The organism is Acidovorax sp. M2(2025) (assembly GCF_049330835.1).
Classification (GTDB): Bacteria; Pseudomonadota; Gammaproteobacteria; order Burkholderiales; family Burkholderiaceae_C; genus Acidovorax.
The window spans coordinates 1,522,291-1,537,349 of sequence record NZ_CP186262.1 but is presented as its reverse complement, the minus strand read 5'-3'; the positions used below and the strand labels follow the sequence as shown (position 1 = coordinate 1,537,349).

Here is a 15,059-nt window from a genome sequence, read left to right as displayed (position 1 = left end):
TAGAGCGTGGCACACTGCACAAGTTCAAACGCACGGAATCCCCGGCCGCCACGCCGCGATGCTGCACTGCACACGCGCGTGCCACCCACCGCCGGCAGCGGGTGGGCCGCGCAGCCAGTGAAAAGTGCGGCGGCGAAGACAGACGTTGCAGCGGCAGCGCTGCTACAACGCGCTGGCCGCCGCCCCGTCGCCCCGGTACAGCCACGGCACGTCCAGCAGCCGCTCCCCCAGCAGCCGCAGCGACGCGTCGCGGCCCCACCGCACGGGGCCGGTGGCATGGAAGATGCGCCCATTGCGGATGGAGCGCGCCTGCACACGGGCATTGCGCTGCCAGCGGTTGAGGGCATAGCGGCGCAGGCGCAGCGGGACTTCCAGGTCGTGCATGGACAGCGCCCGCTGCAGCTCGGCGGCATCCTCGATGGCCATGCCCGCGCCCTGCGCAAGGTAGGGGCGCATGGGGTGGGCCGCATCGCCCAGCAAGGCCACCAGCCCCTGCGCCATTTCGTCGGCGCTGCGCACCGGTGGACGGTCGCACAGCGGCCACAGCCGCCAGCCCGGCCCGCCGGCCGCGGGGTTCACGGCGCGCACGATGTCCTGCAGCGCCGCACAGGTGCCCTGCAGCGCCCCCTCCAGGTCGGCGGCATTCGCGCTGTGGTCCCAGTTCTGCAGGTCCTGCGGTGCCGGGCCCTGCACGATGACCACCAGGTTCTGCAGCTCGCCCCGCCGCACCGGGTATTGCACCGCGTGCAGGCGCGGACCCAGCCAGGCGGTGACCTGGGTGGTGCGCAGGGCCTGGGGCAGCGTGGCCTGCGGCACCATGGCGCGGTAGGCCAGGTGGCCCGAGACGCGCGGGGGCACCGCGCCCAGCAGCTGGGCGCGCGTGCGGCTCCACAGCCCATCGGCACCGATCAACGCGTCGCCCTCCACCGCTTTGCCCCGGCTGGTGCGCACCGTGACGACACCCTCGCCTTCGGAAAATTCTTCCAGGGTGTGGTCCAGGTGCAACTGAGTCTCCGTGCCCTCACGCACGGCTTGCAGCAGCAGCCCTTGCAGGTCTGCGCGGTGGATGGTGGCGTAGGCCGCGCCGTAGCGCTCGACCGCCGCGGAACCCAGCGGAAGCACGCCCAGCTCGCGGCCGCTGACCGCGTTGCGCACCTGCAGCCGGCCGGGAAATGCCGCCACGGCCTGCAAAGCCTGCTGCAGCCCCCAGGCCTGCAGCCGGCGCACCACGTTCGGCCCGATCTGCACGCCCGCGCCCACTTCGCTGATGACCGCGGCACGTTCGTACAGGCGCACGTCCCACCCCGCCCGCGACGCGCCCAATGCGGCCGCCAGGCCGCCAATGCCGCCGCCCGCAATCAGCACCTGCTTCTTCATCGCCGTCCCCCTGCAGCGCGCAGCGCACGGGCGGGCTGGCTGCGCACCGCAGCCCCAGGCCGCCAGGGCGATCGGGGCAGCACGCACGGGGGAGGGTCAGGCAAGCAGCGGCAGCAGGAAAGCGTCATGCGCCCATTGTGCAGCGCCCGGGTGCCGGGCTTTTTGCCATGGCGCAGCAAGTGCGGCAATTACAGCGCCGGGCGCAGCGCCCGCTCCAGCACCTCGGCCGGCATGGGGCGCCCGAACAGGTAGCCCTGGAACGCCTGGCACCCGTGCCGCTGCAGGAAGTCGAGCTGGCCCGTGGTCTCCACGCCTTCGGCCACCACGGCCAGGTCCAGGCTGTCGGCCAGGGCCAGGATGGTGCGCACGATGGCCGCGTCGTTGGGGTCGGTCTGCAGGTCGCGCACAAAGCTCTGGTCGATCTTGAGCTGGTGCAGCGGCAGGCGCTTGAGGTAGCTCAGCGACGAGTAGCCCGTGCCGAAGTCGTCCAGCGAGAAGCCCACGCCGTAGCGCCCCAGGTGCTCCATGCGCGAGATCACATCCTCCACATCGGCCAGCAGCAGGCTTTCTGTCAGCTCCAGCTTCAGCCGTTCGGGGTTGGCCCCGCTGGCGTGCAGGGTGCCCAGCACCTGCTCCACGAAGTCCGGCTGGCGGAACTGCCGCACGCTCACGTTCACCGACAGGAAGAACTGCCGCGTGAGCGCGCTGCGCGACCAGGCCACCAGTTGCCGGCAGGCGGCCTCCAGCACCCACTGGCCCAGCGGCAGGATCAGCCCCGTCTGCTCGGCCAGCGGGATGAATTCCGCGGGCGACACCATGCCGCGGCGCGGGTGCATCCAGCGCACCAGCGCTTCGGCGCCGAGCAGGCGGCCCTTGCCGTCCACCACGGGCTGGTAGTACAGGGCCAGCTCCTGCTCCTGCAGCCCGCGGCGCAGATCGGCCTCCAGGGCGGAGCGTGCGCTCACGGCGGCCTGCATGTCGGGGTCGAAGAAGCGCTGGGTGTTGCGGCCCGCCGCCTTGGCCTGGTACATGGCCAGATCGGCGTGCTTGAGCAGTTCGTCCACGCTGCACAGCTGCTGGCCAAAGAGCGCGATGCCGATGCTGGGCGTGCTGTGGTGGCTGGCATCGCCCAGGGCATAGGGTTTGCCCAGCATGGTGGCGATGTGGCTGGCCACCAGCGCCGCCTCGGCACTGGCCTGCGCCTCTTCGCCGCTCAGGCCCTCCACCAGCACGACGAACTCGTCGCCGCCGAAACGGGCCACCGTGTCGCTCTCGCGCACGCAGCCCTTCAGGCGCTGGGCTGCCTGCACCAGCAGCTTGTCGCCGGTGTCGTGGCCCAGGGTGTCGTTCAGGTCCTTGAAGTTGTCCAGGTCGATGAACAGCAGGGCGCCCTGGGCCCCCGAGCGCGCCGCAGCCGCCATGGCGTGCTGCAGGCGGTCCACCAGCAGGCGGCGGTTGGGCAGTCCGGTGAGGGCATCGTAGAACGCCAGGCGCTCGATCTGGCTCTCCGCCTGCTTGCGCTCGGTGATGTCCCGGCCGACCCCGCGGTAGCCGCGCAAGGTCCCGTCTGCGGTGATCACGGGCACGCCGCTCACCGAGATCCAGTGCATGCTGCCATCGGGCCGCTGGCGCTGCAGCTCCAGGTCGCGGAACGGCTGGCGCGCTTGCAGCACGGCACGGTGGGCCGCCCAGTCGGCCTCGGTCATGTTCATCGCGCCGATCTCCCAGCGGGTGCGGCCCATCACGTTCGACAGCGGGATGCCGTTGACGCTCAGATCGCCGGCCAGCTGCATGAACCGCCCATCGGCGTCGTGCTCCCAGTACCAGTCGGACGACAGGTCGGAGAGCGACCGGAACCGCGCCTCGCTCTCGCGCAGCTCGTCCTCCACGCGCACGTAGTCGGTGACATCGGTGAAGGTGCGCACCAGCCCGCCCTCGGGCAGCATGGTGGTGCGTACTTCAAACGTGTGGCCCTTCGGCGTGGTGCGCCAGTACACGGGCGGCGCCGGGTCGTGGGCGCCGCCGGCCACGTAGTCGTGCCCGCGCGCATCCACCAGGCGGTAGCCCTCGCCAAAGTCTCCCCGCTCCGCCTGGAAGCGCGTAAGTTCGGCCAGCGTGGGCCGCGTGGCCATCAGCGACTCGGGCAGGTCCAGCAGCTCCAGCACCCGCGGGTTGTACACGGTGACGCGGCCGTCCGGCCCGGTCTTGAAAATCCCCTGGCTCATGCTGGCCAGCGTGGCCTGCAGGGCCGAGCGCTGCTCCTGGAACAGGTGCAGCGCCTCGTGCCAGATCCGCGCATCGACCATGCCCCCCGCGGCGCCCGCGGTGGCGGGCAGGCGGCCCATCAGCGCCTCCAGCCGGTGCAGCAGCTCCCCCAGGTGCGACACGCCATCCGCCGCACGCAGCACGTAGTCGCCCAGGCCGTAGCGAAATGCGCGCGCGGCCAGGGCTTCCTGGGCGGGCTCCAGGCACAGCAGCACGGGGCATCCCGCGCACAGCTCCAGCATGCTGGGCAGCGCCAGCGCACCGGGCCGCAGGCACAGCACCACGGCCTGCCAGGGCTGGGACGCGAGCGGCGCCGCGGCGGCTTCGGACGTGGGGCTGTGCACCACCCGCCAGCCGGGGTGCCGCTGCGCCATCCAATGGCGGGCGGCGCCCGCATGCTGGGTATCGCTGTCCACCCACAACACGGCGGCGGTGCTCATGGCGCCTCGCCTCCTGCCAAGGCCGGGGCACGGCCCGGGGGCGACAGGTCGTGTTCGAAAGCGAAGGCCTCGATCGGCCCGGGCCGGCCAAACAGATACCCCTGGAACCCCTCGCAGCCGTGCAGCCGCAAAAAACTCAGCTGCCCCGTGGTCTCCACCCCCTCGGCCACCACCTCCAGGTCCAGGCTCTTGGCCAGCGCCAGGATGGTGCGCACGATCGCCGCGTCGTTGGGATCTGTCAGCACGTCCCGCACGAAGCTCTGGTCGATCTTGACCTGGTCCAGCGGCAGCCGCTTGAGGTACGACAGCGAGGAGTAGCCGGTGCCAAAGTCGTCCAGCGCAAAGCCCACGCCTTCGCTCTTGAGCTGTTCCATGCGCGCGATGGTGTCTTCGATGTCGCCCAGCAGCAGGCTTTCGGTGAGTTCGAGCTTGAGTTTGCCGGGTTCGGCCTGCTGCTCCCGCAGGGTCTGCAGCACTTGGGCGACGAAGCCGCTTTGCCGGAATTGCCGGGCGCTGACGTTGACGGAGAGGGACAGGTGGGCGGTGCTGGGGTGCTGGCTCCAGCGCTGCAGTTGCCGGCAGGCGGTTTGCAGGACGTATTGGCCCAAGGGGAGGATGAGGCCGGTCTGTTCGGCCAGGGGGATGAAGTCGGCGGGGCTGATCATGCCGCGCTGGGGGTGGCGCCAGCGCACGAGGGCTTCTGCGCCCAGGAGGCGGGCGTGGTGGTCGACGACGGGCTGGTAGTGCACGAGGAGTTCGCCACGGGCCAGGCCCTGGCGCAGGTCGGCTTCGAGGTTGGAGCGGGCGTTGACGGCGGCCTGCATGTCGGGGTCGAAGAAGCGCTGGGTGTTGCGCCCTGCGGCCTTGGCCTGGTACATGGCCAGGTCTGCGCGCTTCAAGAGTTCGTCCACGGTGAGGCGTTCGTCGCCAAAGAGGGTGATGCCGATGCTGGGGGTGCTGTAGTGCTGTGCTCCGTCGAGCTCGAAGGGCTGGTTGAGGCTGGCCAGGAGTTTTTCTGCGACGGTTTCGGCCTGGCTGGCGGCTTCGGGCAGCTGGGGGGCCAGGGCTTCGAGCATGACGACGAATTCGTCGCCGCCAAAGCGCGCGACGGTGTCGGCTTCGCGCACGCTGCCCACCAGGCGGGCGGCGACCTGGGCCAGGAGCTGGTCGCCCATGTCGTGGCCCAGGGTGTCGTTGAGGTCCTTGAAGTTGTCCAGGTCGATGAAGAGCAGCGCCCCGAGGTTCTTGCTGCGCTGGCAGGTGGCCAGGGAGCGCTGCAGCCGGTCCAGCAGCAGCCGGCGGTTGGGCAGCCCAGTGAGCGCGTCGTAGAACGCCAGGCGTTCGATCTCCTGCTCGGCCCGCTTGCGGTCGGTGATGTCGCGGCACACGCCCAGCACGCCGGTCACGCGGCCGTGCAGGTCGCGGATGGGGGTCTTGATGGTCTCGAACTGGCCCTGATAGCCATCCTCGACAAAGGTGAGCGTCTCTTCGTACACCAGCGGCTGCCAGGCCTGCATGGCGCGCTGGTCGTACTTGCGAAAGCGTTCGGCCTGCTCGGGCGCCACCAGGTCGAAGTCGTCCCGGCCCACGATCTCGCGCTCGGGCCGGCCGGCAAACCGCTCGAACACGGGGTTGACCGACAGGTACACGCCTTGCGCGTCCTTGAGGAACACCATGTCGGGCATGGCGTTCACCACGCGCGCCAGGTGGGCCTTCTGGTGGGCCAGCTCTTCCTCGATGCGCTTGAGGTTGGTGAGGTCGTAGGCAAACAGCACCACGGCGGGCACGCCCTGCTCCGTGCGGCTCTCCGGGGCAATGGTGGTGTGGCGGCACTGCGGGCCGTCCGGGCCGTCGACACGGTTTTCAAACACCGCCGTCTCGCCGGCAAACGCCCTGGCGAAGTGCGGCTGCATGCGCGCAAACGCGTCGGGCGGCAGCACCTCCTGCAGCAGCCGGCCCTGCAGCTCGTCCGGCGTGCGGTGGAGCCAGCGCGCCTGCTGCTCGTTGACGTAGAGCACGCGCAGGTCGCTGTCCAGGCGGGCGACGCCGCCGGGCACCTGGCGCAGCAGGTTGGCCAGCAGCGCCTGGTGGGCATGCACGGCTTCCTCCGCCTGGTGGTGTGCGGTGATGTCCGTGTGCACGCCATCCCACATCACCCGCCCGTCCTCGAGCCGGCGCGGGGATGCGCTCAGGTGCATCCAGCGCAGCTGGCCGTCCGGGCGGCGCACGCGAAACAAGGTCTCCATGCTTTCCATGGCCGTAAACGATGCCTCGGCCGCCGCCTTGAGGGCCTCCCGGTCGTCCGCCACCACCTGGCGAAACAGCACCGCAGGATCGCGCAGCACCTCCTGCGCAGACACCCCGTGCAGGCGCTCCACCGATTCGCCGATGTGCACGAATCGCGTCTTCCCGTCGAGCTCCCGGACCACCTGGTACAGCACGCTGTGGGGAAGGTTGCGCCCCAGCAGCGACAGCCGGCCTTCGCTCTCGCGCAGGCGCTTCTCGGCCTCCTGCACGACGGCAAACGGCCGCCGGATCCCTGCATTGAAAACGGCCTGGTACAGCAGCGCGTACGCCACCACCCGCAGGCCGTGGGCGACGCTGCCGCCCCAGGGCGAGCTGCCGCCCAGCAACGCCACGCACAGTTCCCCGCCCAGGAACGCCACGGCGGACCATGCAAACACCCGCTCGCGCCGGTCCGGCCGGCGCAGCAGCACCACGGCCACGGCGCCCAGCGCGGCCACCAGGGTCCAGGCCAGGACCTGGCGCAGGGAACCGCCGGCCGCCTGGGCCCAGGCCCCTGGCAGCGGCCCCAGGGCTGCGGCCACCAGCAGCGCGGACGTGCCGCCGGACACCGCCAGCCAGACCTTGGGCGGGCCCGGCAGCACCCATCGCAGGGCGGTGAACCCCAGCGTCGCCACCTCGGCCACCCGGGCCCAGCTGCTGAACCACAGGGAAATGTGGGCCGTGCCCAGCGGCTCGTGCACCGGCGTGGAATGCGCGAGGGTGCCGTGCAGGAAGTTGCACACGGCCGCGATGCCAAAGCCCACCACCAGCACGTTGGCCGGTGCCTGCTCGGCGGGCTGCAGGGTGTGCAGGGAGACAGAGACCACCAGCAGCCCCAGCAGCACCGCCACCAGTTCCATGAAAGGCTCCAGGCCGTGCTGCCCCACCCCGCCGTCGCCCAGCATCTGGGCCAGCGGCCCCACCACCAGCGCCAGGGCCGCCACCACCAGCACGACGGTGAAGGCCGGCGCATCTGCCAACAGGGGCATGCGCACGACGGGGGCGGTGGCGGGAGGGCGGGGCATGGGACTAGCGGGCGGCAGCAGACAGGCGCGGGTGGGCCAAGCGGGTTTCTACAGGCATCGCCCGCCCACCACAAGTGTAACTACAGGTAAACACCCGGGTGGGCGGCCCGGCCGCCGTCCACCCGGCCTGCGGAGCACGGGCCCGCCCACTCAGCCCTGCAGCAGCTGGCGCAGCACGAAGGGCAGGATGCCGCCGGCGCGGAAGTAGTCCACCTCGATGGGGGTGTCGATGCGCAGGGTGACGGCCACCTCGGCTTGGGTGCCATCCGCGCGGCGCACCACCAGGCGGGCATCGCTCTGAGGGGTGAGCGCCGGGTCGGGGAAGATGTCGATCACCTCGGTGCCCGTGAGGCCCAGGGTTTCCCACGATTCGCCGGCCTTGAACTGCAGCGGCAGCACGCCCATGCCCACCAGGTTGGAGCGGTGGATGCGCTCGAAGCTGCGCGCCACCACCGCCTTGATCCCGAGCAGCTGCGTGCCCTTGGCCGCCCAGTCGCGGCTGGAGCCGGTGCCGTATTCCTCGCCCGCAAAGACCACGGTGGGCGTGCCCTGGGCCATGTACTGCATGGCGGCGTCGAAGATGAACATCTTCTCGCCCTGCAGGGCGCCGCCGTTCTGGAACACCGTGACGCCGCCCTCCTCGCGCGAGCCGTCGGGCAGAGGCGGAATCATCAGATTCTTGATGCGCACGTTGGCAAAGGTGCCGCGCACCATCACGTCGTGGTTGCCGCGGCGGGCGCCGTAGCTGTTGAAGTCCTGCTTCATCACGCCGTGCTGCAGCAGCCACTGGCCGGCGGGCGAGCTTTCCTTGATGGAGCCGGCCGGCGAGATGTGGTCGGTGGTGATGGAGTCGCCAAACAGCGCCATCACCCGCGCGCCGCACACCGACGGCAGTTTGGCATCATTTTGGCCTGCATCGCCCGCCCCATAATCGCCGGCAGCTTCATTTTCGATAGCAAACTGGGCAAAGAACGGCGGCTCTGCAATGTAGGTGCTGGCAGGCCAGGTGTAGGTGGTGCCGTCCACGCCGTGGATCTTCTCCCACAGCTTGCCGGGCTCGGTGCCCACCTTGGCGTAGTTGTCGCGGAAGGCCTTGCCGTTCATCGCGAACTTCATGAGCTGGTGCACTTCCTCGCTGCTGGGCCAGATGTCGCCCAGGTACACGTCGCGGCCACCCTTGCCCTTGCCCACGGGTTCGGTCATCAGGTCCTTGAGCACCGTGCCGGCAATGGCGTAGGCCACCACCAGCGGCGGGCTGGCCAGGAAGTTGGCCTTCAGGTTGGGATGGATGCGGGCCTCGAAGTTGCGGTTGCCCGACAGCACGGCCGCGCACACCAGGTCGTTGCGGGTGATGGCGTCGTTCAGCTCGGGTGCCAGGTCGCCGGCGTTGCCGATGCAGGTGGTGCAGCCGTAGCCGGCCAGGGCAAAGCCCAGCTTTTCCAGGTAGGGCAGCAGGCCGGTCTGCGTGAGGTATTCCGTCACGATGCGCGAGCCGGGCGCCAGCGACGTCTTGATGTGCGGCTGCACCTTGAGCCCCGCCTCCACTGCCTTCTTGGCCAAGAGGCCCGCGGCCAGCAGCACGCTGGGGTTGCTGGTGTTGGTGCAGCTGGTGATGGCGGCAATCAGCACGTCGCCATTGCCGATCGTCACGTCGCCCGTGCGGCTGGCCTGCTGGGCGGTGACCTCGGCGTGGGCGGCGGCCAGCGTGGGCTTGTTCTGCTCCATCTCCACCAAGAAGCGCGGGCCGCCGGCCGGCGCGGGCTTTTCCGCCGCGGGGCGGGGCAAGGGTGCGTCCGCGCTGCGCACATGGTGCCGCGTGTGCAGCAGCTCGGCCGGGCGGTTGAAGCCGTTCTGGGCCACGGGGCGGCTGAACAGGTCGGTGAACTGGCCGCGCACCTTGCCCAGCTCGATGCGGTCCTGCGGGCGCTTGGGGCCAGCCAGGCTGGGGGTGACCTGCCCCAGGTCCAGCGTGACGACCTGGGAGTAGTCCACCTCGCCCGCCCGCGGCACGCCGAACAGGCCCTGGGCCTTGAAGTAGGCCTCGAAGGCCTCGATCTCGGCCTTGGTGCGGCCCGTGCCCTTGAAGTAGTCGATGGTCTTCTCGTCGACCGGGAAGAACCCCATGGTGGCGCCGTATTCGGGCGCCATGTTGCCGATGGTGGCGCGGTCGGGCAGCGCCAGCGTGCGCGTGCCTTCGCCAAAGAACTCCACGAACTTGCCCACCACCTTGTGCTGGCGCAGGATCTCCGTCACCGTGAGCACCAGGTCGGTGGCGGTGACGCCCTCGCGCAACTGGCCCTTGAGCTCGAAGCCCACGACGTCGGGCGTGAGGAAGTACACCGGCTGGCCCAGCATGGCGGCCTCGGCCTCGATGCCGCCCACGCCCCAGCCCACCACGCCGATGCCGTTGATCATGGTGGTGTGGCTGTCGGTGCCCACCAGGGTGTCGGGGTAGTAGACGTTGTCCCGGGTCTTGTGCACGCCGCGCGCCAGGTATTCCAGGTTCACCTGGTGCACGATGCCGAAGCCGGGGGGCACCACGCCGAAGGTGTCGAACGCCTGCATGCCCCACTTCATGAACTCGTAGCGCTCGCGGTTGCGCTGGAATTCAAGCTTCATGTTCAGGTCCAGCGAATTCTTCTTGCCGTAGTGGTCGACCATGATCGAGTGGTCCACCACCAGGTCCACCGGCACCAGCGGCTCGATCTTCTTGGGGTTCTTCCCCAGCCGCGCGGCAGTGCTGCGCATGGCGGCCAGGTCGGCCAGCAGCGGCACACCGGTGAAATCCTGCAGCACCACGCGCGACACCACGAACGGAATCTCGTCCTTGCGCTCGGCCTGGGGCGCCCAGCGGGCCAGCTGCTCCACATGTTCGGGCGTCACCTTGCGGCCGTCGCAGTTGCGCAGCACCGATTCGAGCACGATGCGGATGGACACCGGCAGGCGCTTGATTTCGGGGAACTGCCGGGCCAGCGCGGGCAGCGAGTAGAACTGCCCGGCCTTGCCCGATGCGGTGGTGAAGGTCTGGAGCGTGCTGGCAAACGCGTGGGCGGCGGGCCTGCGCGTTGGCGTGCGGGAGGCGGCGGTCGTTTTGGACGGGGTGGCTAGCGGCGAGGACGGTACGGCCATGGCGAACTCCTGTGAAACGCGACAGGCCTATTCTGTCAGCCCGCGCGGCCCCGGCAAGCCATGGGGGTATGGCGCCGGCGGCACCGGCTGCCCCTGCGGAGCATCGCCATTTGCAAGCAAAAAGGGCTTCTAGCGCTTGTTCAGAAAGCGCTGGAAGCTCCTCTTTTCATAGCAAATGAGCAACCCGCCGGCTACGCCGCGGCGGCCAGCCCGGGCAGACGGCGCACGCCCATCCACTGCACTTCGGCCAGCGCAGCCACCGCCGCCACGTGCACCAGCAGATAGGCCTGGCCCCACACCGTGGGCTGGGAGCCCGAGCCCAGCAGCAGCACCAGGCAGCCGGCAACCCAGGCCCAGTTGCCCAGCACCAGCGCCCACAGCAGCCCCTTGGGCATGTGGGGCGCACGCGCCACCGAAATCGCCAGCGCCGCATAGCCCAGCAGCGCCAGGCCTGCGGCCTGCAGCAGGCCCGCGGGCAGGCCCAGCCAGTCGGCCAGCGGGGACGCGAGCGCCAGGTGCAGCGCCCCCAGCAGCAGGCCGGTCAGCGCATCCAGCCAGCACACGGCACGCAGCACGGGCTGGGAAGAGAGGGTGGACAGGGACAGCATGGCAGGCTCCTTGAGAAAACGGTTGAAAGAAACAACGGTCCCGGACCGGGACACCCGTCCGGCGCACCGGAACAGGACTGCATGGTTGCGCCCGGCCGGCCTGCCGTCGATGACCTGGCAGGTAATGGCCGGCATGCCGTTTGGTCCTAGGATGGAGCGCCATGAGCCCACCCTCCTCCACCCCCGCAGCCCCGTCCGCGGCCATGTCCTTGCCCAGCCACGCGGCCCGGCGCAGCCTGCCGCACCGCCCGGCTGCGGCCAGCGCGCCCCGCTCGTTCGGAGACCACCTGCGCACGTGGCGCCAGCAGCGCCATCTGAGCCAGCTGGAACTGGCCGACGAGGCCGAGATCTCCACCCGCCATGTGAGCTTCATGGAAACCGGCCGCACCAACCCCAGCCGCGACATGGTGCTGCGCCTGTGCGAGCGCCTGTCCATCCCGCTGCGCGAACGCAATGCGCTGCTGGTGGCCGCAGGCTACGCGCCCATGTACCGCGAGCGCACCCTGGACGACCCCGCCCTCGCCGCCGCGCGCCAGGCCGTGGAACTGGTGCTGCAAGGCCATGAACCCTGCCCTGCCGTCGCCCTGGACCGCTGCTGGAACGTGGTGGCCGCCAACCGCGCCGCCCAGGCACTGCTCACCGCGCACGTCGCGCCCGAGCTGCTGGCGCCGCCCCTGAACGTGCTGCGCCTGAGCCTGCACCCCGCGGGCCTGGCCCCGCGCATCGCCAACCTCGCGCAGTGGCGCGAGCACCTGTTCGCCCGGCTGCGCCAGCAGATCCAGGCCACCGCCGACCCCGTGCTGGTGGCCCTGTACGAAGAGTTGCAGCAATATCCGGGGCCGCCCGGGCCGGACGAGCCGCTGGTTTTGCCCGGAGAAATGCTGGGGGTGGTAATGCCGTTCTGCTTTGAAAGCGCCCACGGCATGCTGTCCTTGATCAGCACGACCACGATATTTGGCACCCCGGTGGACGTGACCTTGCAGGAACTGGCGGTGGAATCGTTCTTTCCCGCCGATGCATTCACGGCCCAGGTATTGCGCACCCTGGCACAGGAAAATGAAGACCGCCCTGCCGTGCACGACCCAGCCGCGCCAGCCTCCGCCGGCGGCGGGCTGCCGCCGGAACACCGTTGATTACCCGCGCCAGCCCAGCCGGTGCGGATAAAGCAGCCCGAACGTCCTGCAGGCCTTCCCGCCGGGCGGTTTTCAACAAGCACAAAAAAAGCCCGCTTCTGCGGGCTTTTTGGTGCAACCAGAGGGTAACAGCGGAATTAAATAGCGAACTTCTCGCGGTCTTCGTTCTGAATCCACTTGGGTGCCTTGCCGCGGCCCGTCCAGGTCTCACCCGTGGCGGGGTTGCGGTACTTGGGCGCCACCTTGGTTCCTGCGGTGGAGCTGCGGCCCGTCTTGCCGGCGCCCTTGCCGGCCGGGAACACATCCTGGGCCGTCAGGCCGTATTCCGCCACCAGAGAACGCACCTGATTCACAGCGTCCGACAATTCCCGGCGCCGGGCTTCGTTGATTTGTTGCTCAAGGGCTTCGCGCTGCTTCAATAGTTCTTTGTAGCTGGTCATGGTCTGGAAGGAAATAAGGGTGAGGAAAGCCGCATTATAGGAATGCAATACCCATCGTGCACAAGCCTTTTAGGATTTCTTTGAAAATTCCAGGGAAACGGGCCTGGGCAACATATTTTCCACACTTTTTTGCACTGGACTGGGCCGGAACAAAGCAGCAGGTCGGTTAATGCCAATGCAGCAGGACTGTGAAATCGCGCGGCCCCGCCAATGCAGATCCGAAAGAACCATATTGGTTCCCCAAGATCGAGCGACCAGAGTGCGCTGCGGATCGGGAGGAGGGAGCAAAGCGCAAACGCAAAACCAGCACCCGAACCGCAGCAATAGTTATAGCTATTGCGCGGTGTTGCAATACCTCGGCCAGCGCATCCCTTGCGCCGCCGCCCACGGTGCAGAATCGCCGCTTTGCCTCCATCCCCACCACCATGGCTCTTTATTGCATTGGCGACATCCAGGGCTGCGACAGCGCCCTGGGCCGCCTGCTGGACACCCTGGGTTTTTCTCCCAGCCGCGACACCGTGTACCTGCTGGGGGACCTGGTCAACCGCGGGCCGGATTCGGCCGCCGTGCTGCGCCGCTGCATGCGGCACGACGGCGCGCTGCGCAGCCTGCTGGGCAACCACGACCTGCACCTGCTCGCCGCGGCGCACGGCGCCCGGGCGCCGTCGCGGCGCGACACGCTGCAGCCGGTACTCGACGCGCCGGACCGCAGCGCCCTGCTGGACTGGGTCCGCCAGCAGCCGCTGGCCCGCACGCACGAACATGCCGGGCAGACGCTGCTGATGGTGCATGCCGGCGTGCTGCCGGCCTGGTCCGCCGCAGACACCGTCGCACTGGCGGACGAGGTGCACGGCGTGCTGCGCGGCCGCGATCTGCCGGCATTCCTGCGCAGCATGTACGGCAACACGCCAGCGCGGTGGAGCGATGCGCTGCAGGGCGCCGACCGCCTGCGCGTGATCGTGAATGCCCTCACCCGGCTGCGCTTTTGCTCCCCCGAGGGGGTGATGGACTTTGAAAGCACCGAAAGCGCCAGTGCGGCGCCGCCGGGCCTGCTGCCCTGGTTCGACCTGCCCGGCCGACGCACGGCACACACCCTGGTGGCGTTCGGGCACTGGTCCACCCTGGGCTGGCTGAACCGCCCCCACCTGCTGGGCCTGGACACGGGCTGCGTGTGGGGCGGCTGCCTGAGCGCCGTGCGCTTTGGCGCCACCCTGGCCGACCGCGAGCACATCCAGGTGCACTGCGAGCAGGCCCAGCAGCCGGGCTAAGAACGTGTCTACGATCTAAGGCGCGGTCAGCCCGCCATGGGCCGCAGCAGGGCTGCCATGGCGCCCGACTGCCACAGCGTGCCGTCCGCCCCCGCCATGAGCAGGGCCAGATCGGGCCGGCGCTGCGCCAGGGCCTGCCCCGCAGCGAGGCCCTGGACCATCAGCGCGGTGCCCAGGCCATTGACGGCCGCGACGTCGCGCGCCACCAGGCTCACGCCGTGCACGCCGGTGGCGGGCCGCCCGGTGCGGGGGTTGAGCACGTGGTGCATGCGCTCGCCATCCTGGAAGAAGCAGCGTTCATAGTCCCCTGACGACGCCACCACGGCCGGCCCCTCGACCTCCACGCGGCCCAGCAGGCGCTCGGGCGCGCGCGGGTCGCGTAGCCCCACGCGCCAGGGCCGGCCCTGCCACTGCCCCAGCGTGAGCACGTCGCCGCCGCCGTTGACCAAGGCGTGGTCAACACCGTTGGCGCGCAGCACCTGCATGCCGGCCTCCAGGATCGGCAGCTTGGCCACGCCGCCCAGGTCCAGCGCCATGCCCTGCCGGGCCAGGAACGCCGTGCCGGCCCGCGGGTCCAGCACCAGGCCGCGCGCGCCCACCAGCGGACGCTGGCGCGCCAGCTCCCGGTCCGTGGGCACGGCCGTGGCGCCGGGCGCAAAGCTCCAGCCCTTGAACACGCCCACCGTGGCATCGAACGCCCCGCCCGTGGCGGCCGCCAGCTGCTGCGCGCTGCGCAGCACGGCCATCACCTCCGGGGGAACGCGCACCGGTGCGATGCCCGCTGCATGGTTGATGCGGGCGACCACGCTGTCCGGCCGGTAGCGGCTCATGAGCTGCTCCAGCCGCTGCATCTGCGCAAACGCCAGGTCGGTGGCACGCCGCAGCGCGGCCCCGTCGGCGCCGGCCACCGCCACATCCACCTGCGTACCCATCAGCGCGCGGGACGTGCGCCAGTAGGGCTCTTTCACCTCCGCCGCCGGCGCGGCGGCCCATGTGCCGGCACTCCACACGCCGGCCCCCAGCAAGGGCAACGCCATCGCCAGGCGCCGGCGCTGGGGACTGAAGCCGCGCGACAAGACCTGTGCCAT

9 protein-coding genes are annotated in these 15,059 nt (G+C 69.9%); 2 read left to right on the top strand and 7 right to left on the bottom strand.

Annotated elements, in window-relative coordinates:
• Positions 1-162: 162 nt before the first annotated feature.
• The 5 genes from ACOYR3_RS07050 to ACOYR3_RS07030 form a co-directional block, all read right to left on the bottom strand.
• Positions 163-1,377, bottom strand: coding sequence for an FAD-dependent monooxygenase (locus tag ACOYR3_RS07050; RefSeq protein ID WP_422845751.1), 1,215 nt, complete (start codon positions 1,375-1,377; stop codon positions 163-165).
• Positions 1,378-1,565: 188 nt separating this feature from the next.
• On the bottom strand, positions 1,566-4,082 hold the full coding sequence (locus tag ACOYR3_RS07045) for a putative bifunctional diguanylate cyclase/phosphodiesterase (protein ID WP_422845750.1): 2,517 nt from the start codon (positions 4,080-4,082) through the stop codon (positions 1,566-1,568).
• Entirely contained in the window at positions 4,079-7,393 is a 3,315-nt protein-coding gene (locus ACOYR3_RS07040; RefSeq protein WP_422845749.1) for an EAL domain-containing protein, read from the bottom strand. The genes ACOYR3_RS07045 and ACOYR3_RS07040 overlap by 4 nt, the downstream gene beginning before the upstream one ends.
• A 150-nt stretch (positions 7,394-7,543) precedes the next feature.
• The gene (locus tag ACOYR3_RS07035; RefSeq protein ID WP_422845748.1) at positions 7,544-10,522 is read right to left on the bottom strand and encodes an aconitate hydratase; all 2,979 of its coding nucleotides are present in this window, start codon (positions 10,520-10,522) and stop codon (positions 7,544-7,546) included.
• A gap of 191 nt (positions 10,523-10,713) precedes the next feature.
• Positions 10,714-11,130 carry a hypothetical protein gene (locus ACOYR3_RS07030; protein ID WP_422845747.1) on the bottom strand — a complete coding sequence of 139 codons (417 nt, stop codon included), beginning with the start codon at positions 11,128-11,130 and terminating at the stop codon, positions 10,714-10,716.
• 203 nt (positions 11,131-11,333) lie between these two features.
• Here ACOYR3_RS07030 and ACOYR3_RS07025 point away from each other — a divergent pair, with 203 nt between their 5' ends.
• Positions 11,334-12,263: a helix-turn-helix domain-containing protein gene (locus ACOYR3_RS07025; RefSeq protein WP_422846538.1), complete on the top strand. Its 930-nt coding sequence runs from the start codon at positions 11,334-11,336 to the stop codon at positions 12,261-12,263.
• Positions 12,264-12,400: 137 nt separating this feature from the next.
• Here ACOYR3_RS07025 and ACOYR3_RS07020 read toward each other — a convergent pair whose 3' ends face one another.
• Entirely contained in the window at positions 12,401-12,703 is a 303-nt protein-coding gene (locus tag ACOYR3_RS07020; protein ID WP_422845746.1) for an H-NS family nucleoid-associated regulatory protein, read from the bottom strand.
• Between the two features lie 425 nt (positions 12,704-13,128).
• On the opposite strand from ACOYR3_RS07020, the gene ACOYR3_RS07015 reads away from it, so the two are divergent.
• Positions 13,129-13,971, top strand: coding sequence for a symmetrical bis(5'-nucleosyl)-tetraphosphatase (locus ACOYR3_RS07015; RefSeq protein ID WP_422845745.1), 843 nt, complete (start codon positions 13,129-13,131; stop codon positions 13,969-13,971).
• A gap of 26 nt (positions 13,972-13,997) precedes the next feature.
• On the opposite strand, the gene ACOYR3_RS07010 is transcribed toward ACOYR3_RS07015, so the two are convergent.
• Positions 13,998-15,059, bottom strand: a complete 1,062-nt coding sequence (locus ACOYR3_RS07010; RefSeq protein ID WP_422845744.1) for an FAD:protein FMN transferase — start codon at positions 15,057-15,059, stop codon at positions 13,998-14,000.

What these genes read in the sequence shown, in the direction of transcription:
- ACOYR3_RS07030 (WP_422845747.1), bottom strand. Translation starts at nt 11,130, where the DNA reads ATGCTGTCCCTGTCCACCCTCTCTTCCCAGCCCGTGCTGCGTGCCGTG.
- ACOYR3_RS07015 (WP_422845745.1), top strand. Translation starts at nt 13,129, where the DNA reads ATGGCTCTTTATTGCATTGGCGACATCCAGGGCTGCGACAGCGCCCTG.
- ACOYR3_RS07040 (WP_422845749.1), bottom strand. Translation starts at nt 7,393, where the DNA reads ATGCCCCGCCCTCCCGCCACCGCCCCCGTCGTGCGCATGCCCCTGTTG.
- ACOYR3_RS07050 (WP_422845751.1), bottom strand. Translation starts at nt 1,377, where the DNA reads ATGAAGAAGCAGGTGCTGATTGCGGGCGGCGGCATTGGCGGCCTGGCG.
- ACOYR3_RS07020 (WP_422845746.1), bottom strand. Translation starts at nt 12,703, where the DNA reads ATGACCAGCTACAAAGAACTATTGAAGCAGCGCGAAGCCCTTGAGCAA.
- ACOYR3_RS07035 (WP_422845748.1), bottom strand. Translation starts at nt 10,522, where the DNA reads ATGGCCGTACCGTCCTCGCCGCTAGCCACCCCGTCCAAAACGACCGCC.
- ACOYR3_RS07045 (WP_422845750.1), bottom strand. Translation starts at nt 4,082, where the DNA reads ATGAGCACCGCCGCCGTGTTGTGGGTGGACAGCGATACCCAGCATGCG.
- ACOYR3_RS07010 (WP_422845744.1), bottom strand. Translation starts at nt 15,059, where the DNA reads ATGGCACAGGTCTTGTCGCGCGGCTTCAGTCCCCAGCGCCGGCGCCTG.
- ACOYR3_RS07025 (WP_422846538.1), top strand. Translation starts at nt 11,334, where the DNA reads ATGTCCTTGCCCAGCCACGCGGCCCGGCGCAGCCTGCCGCACCGCCCG.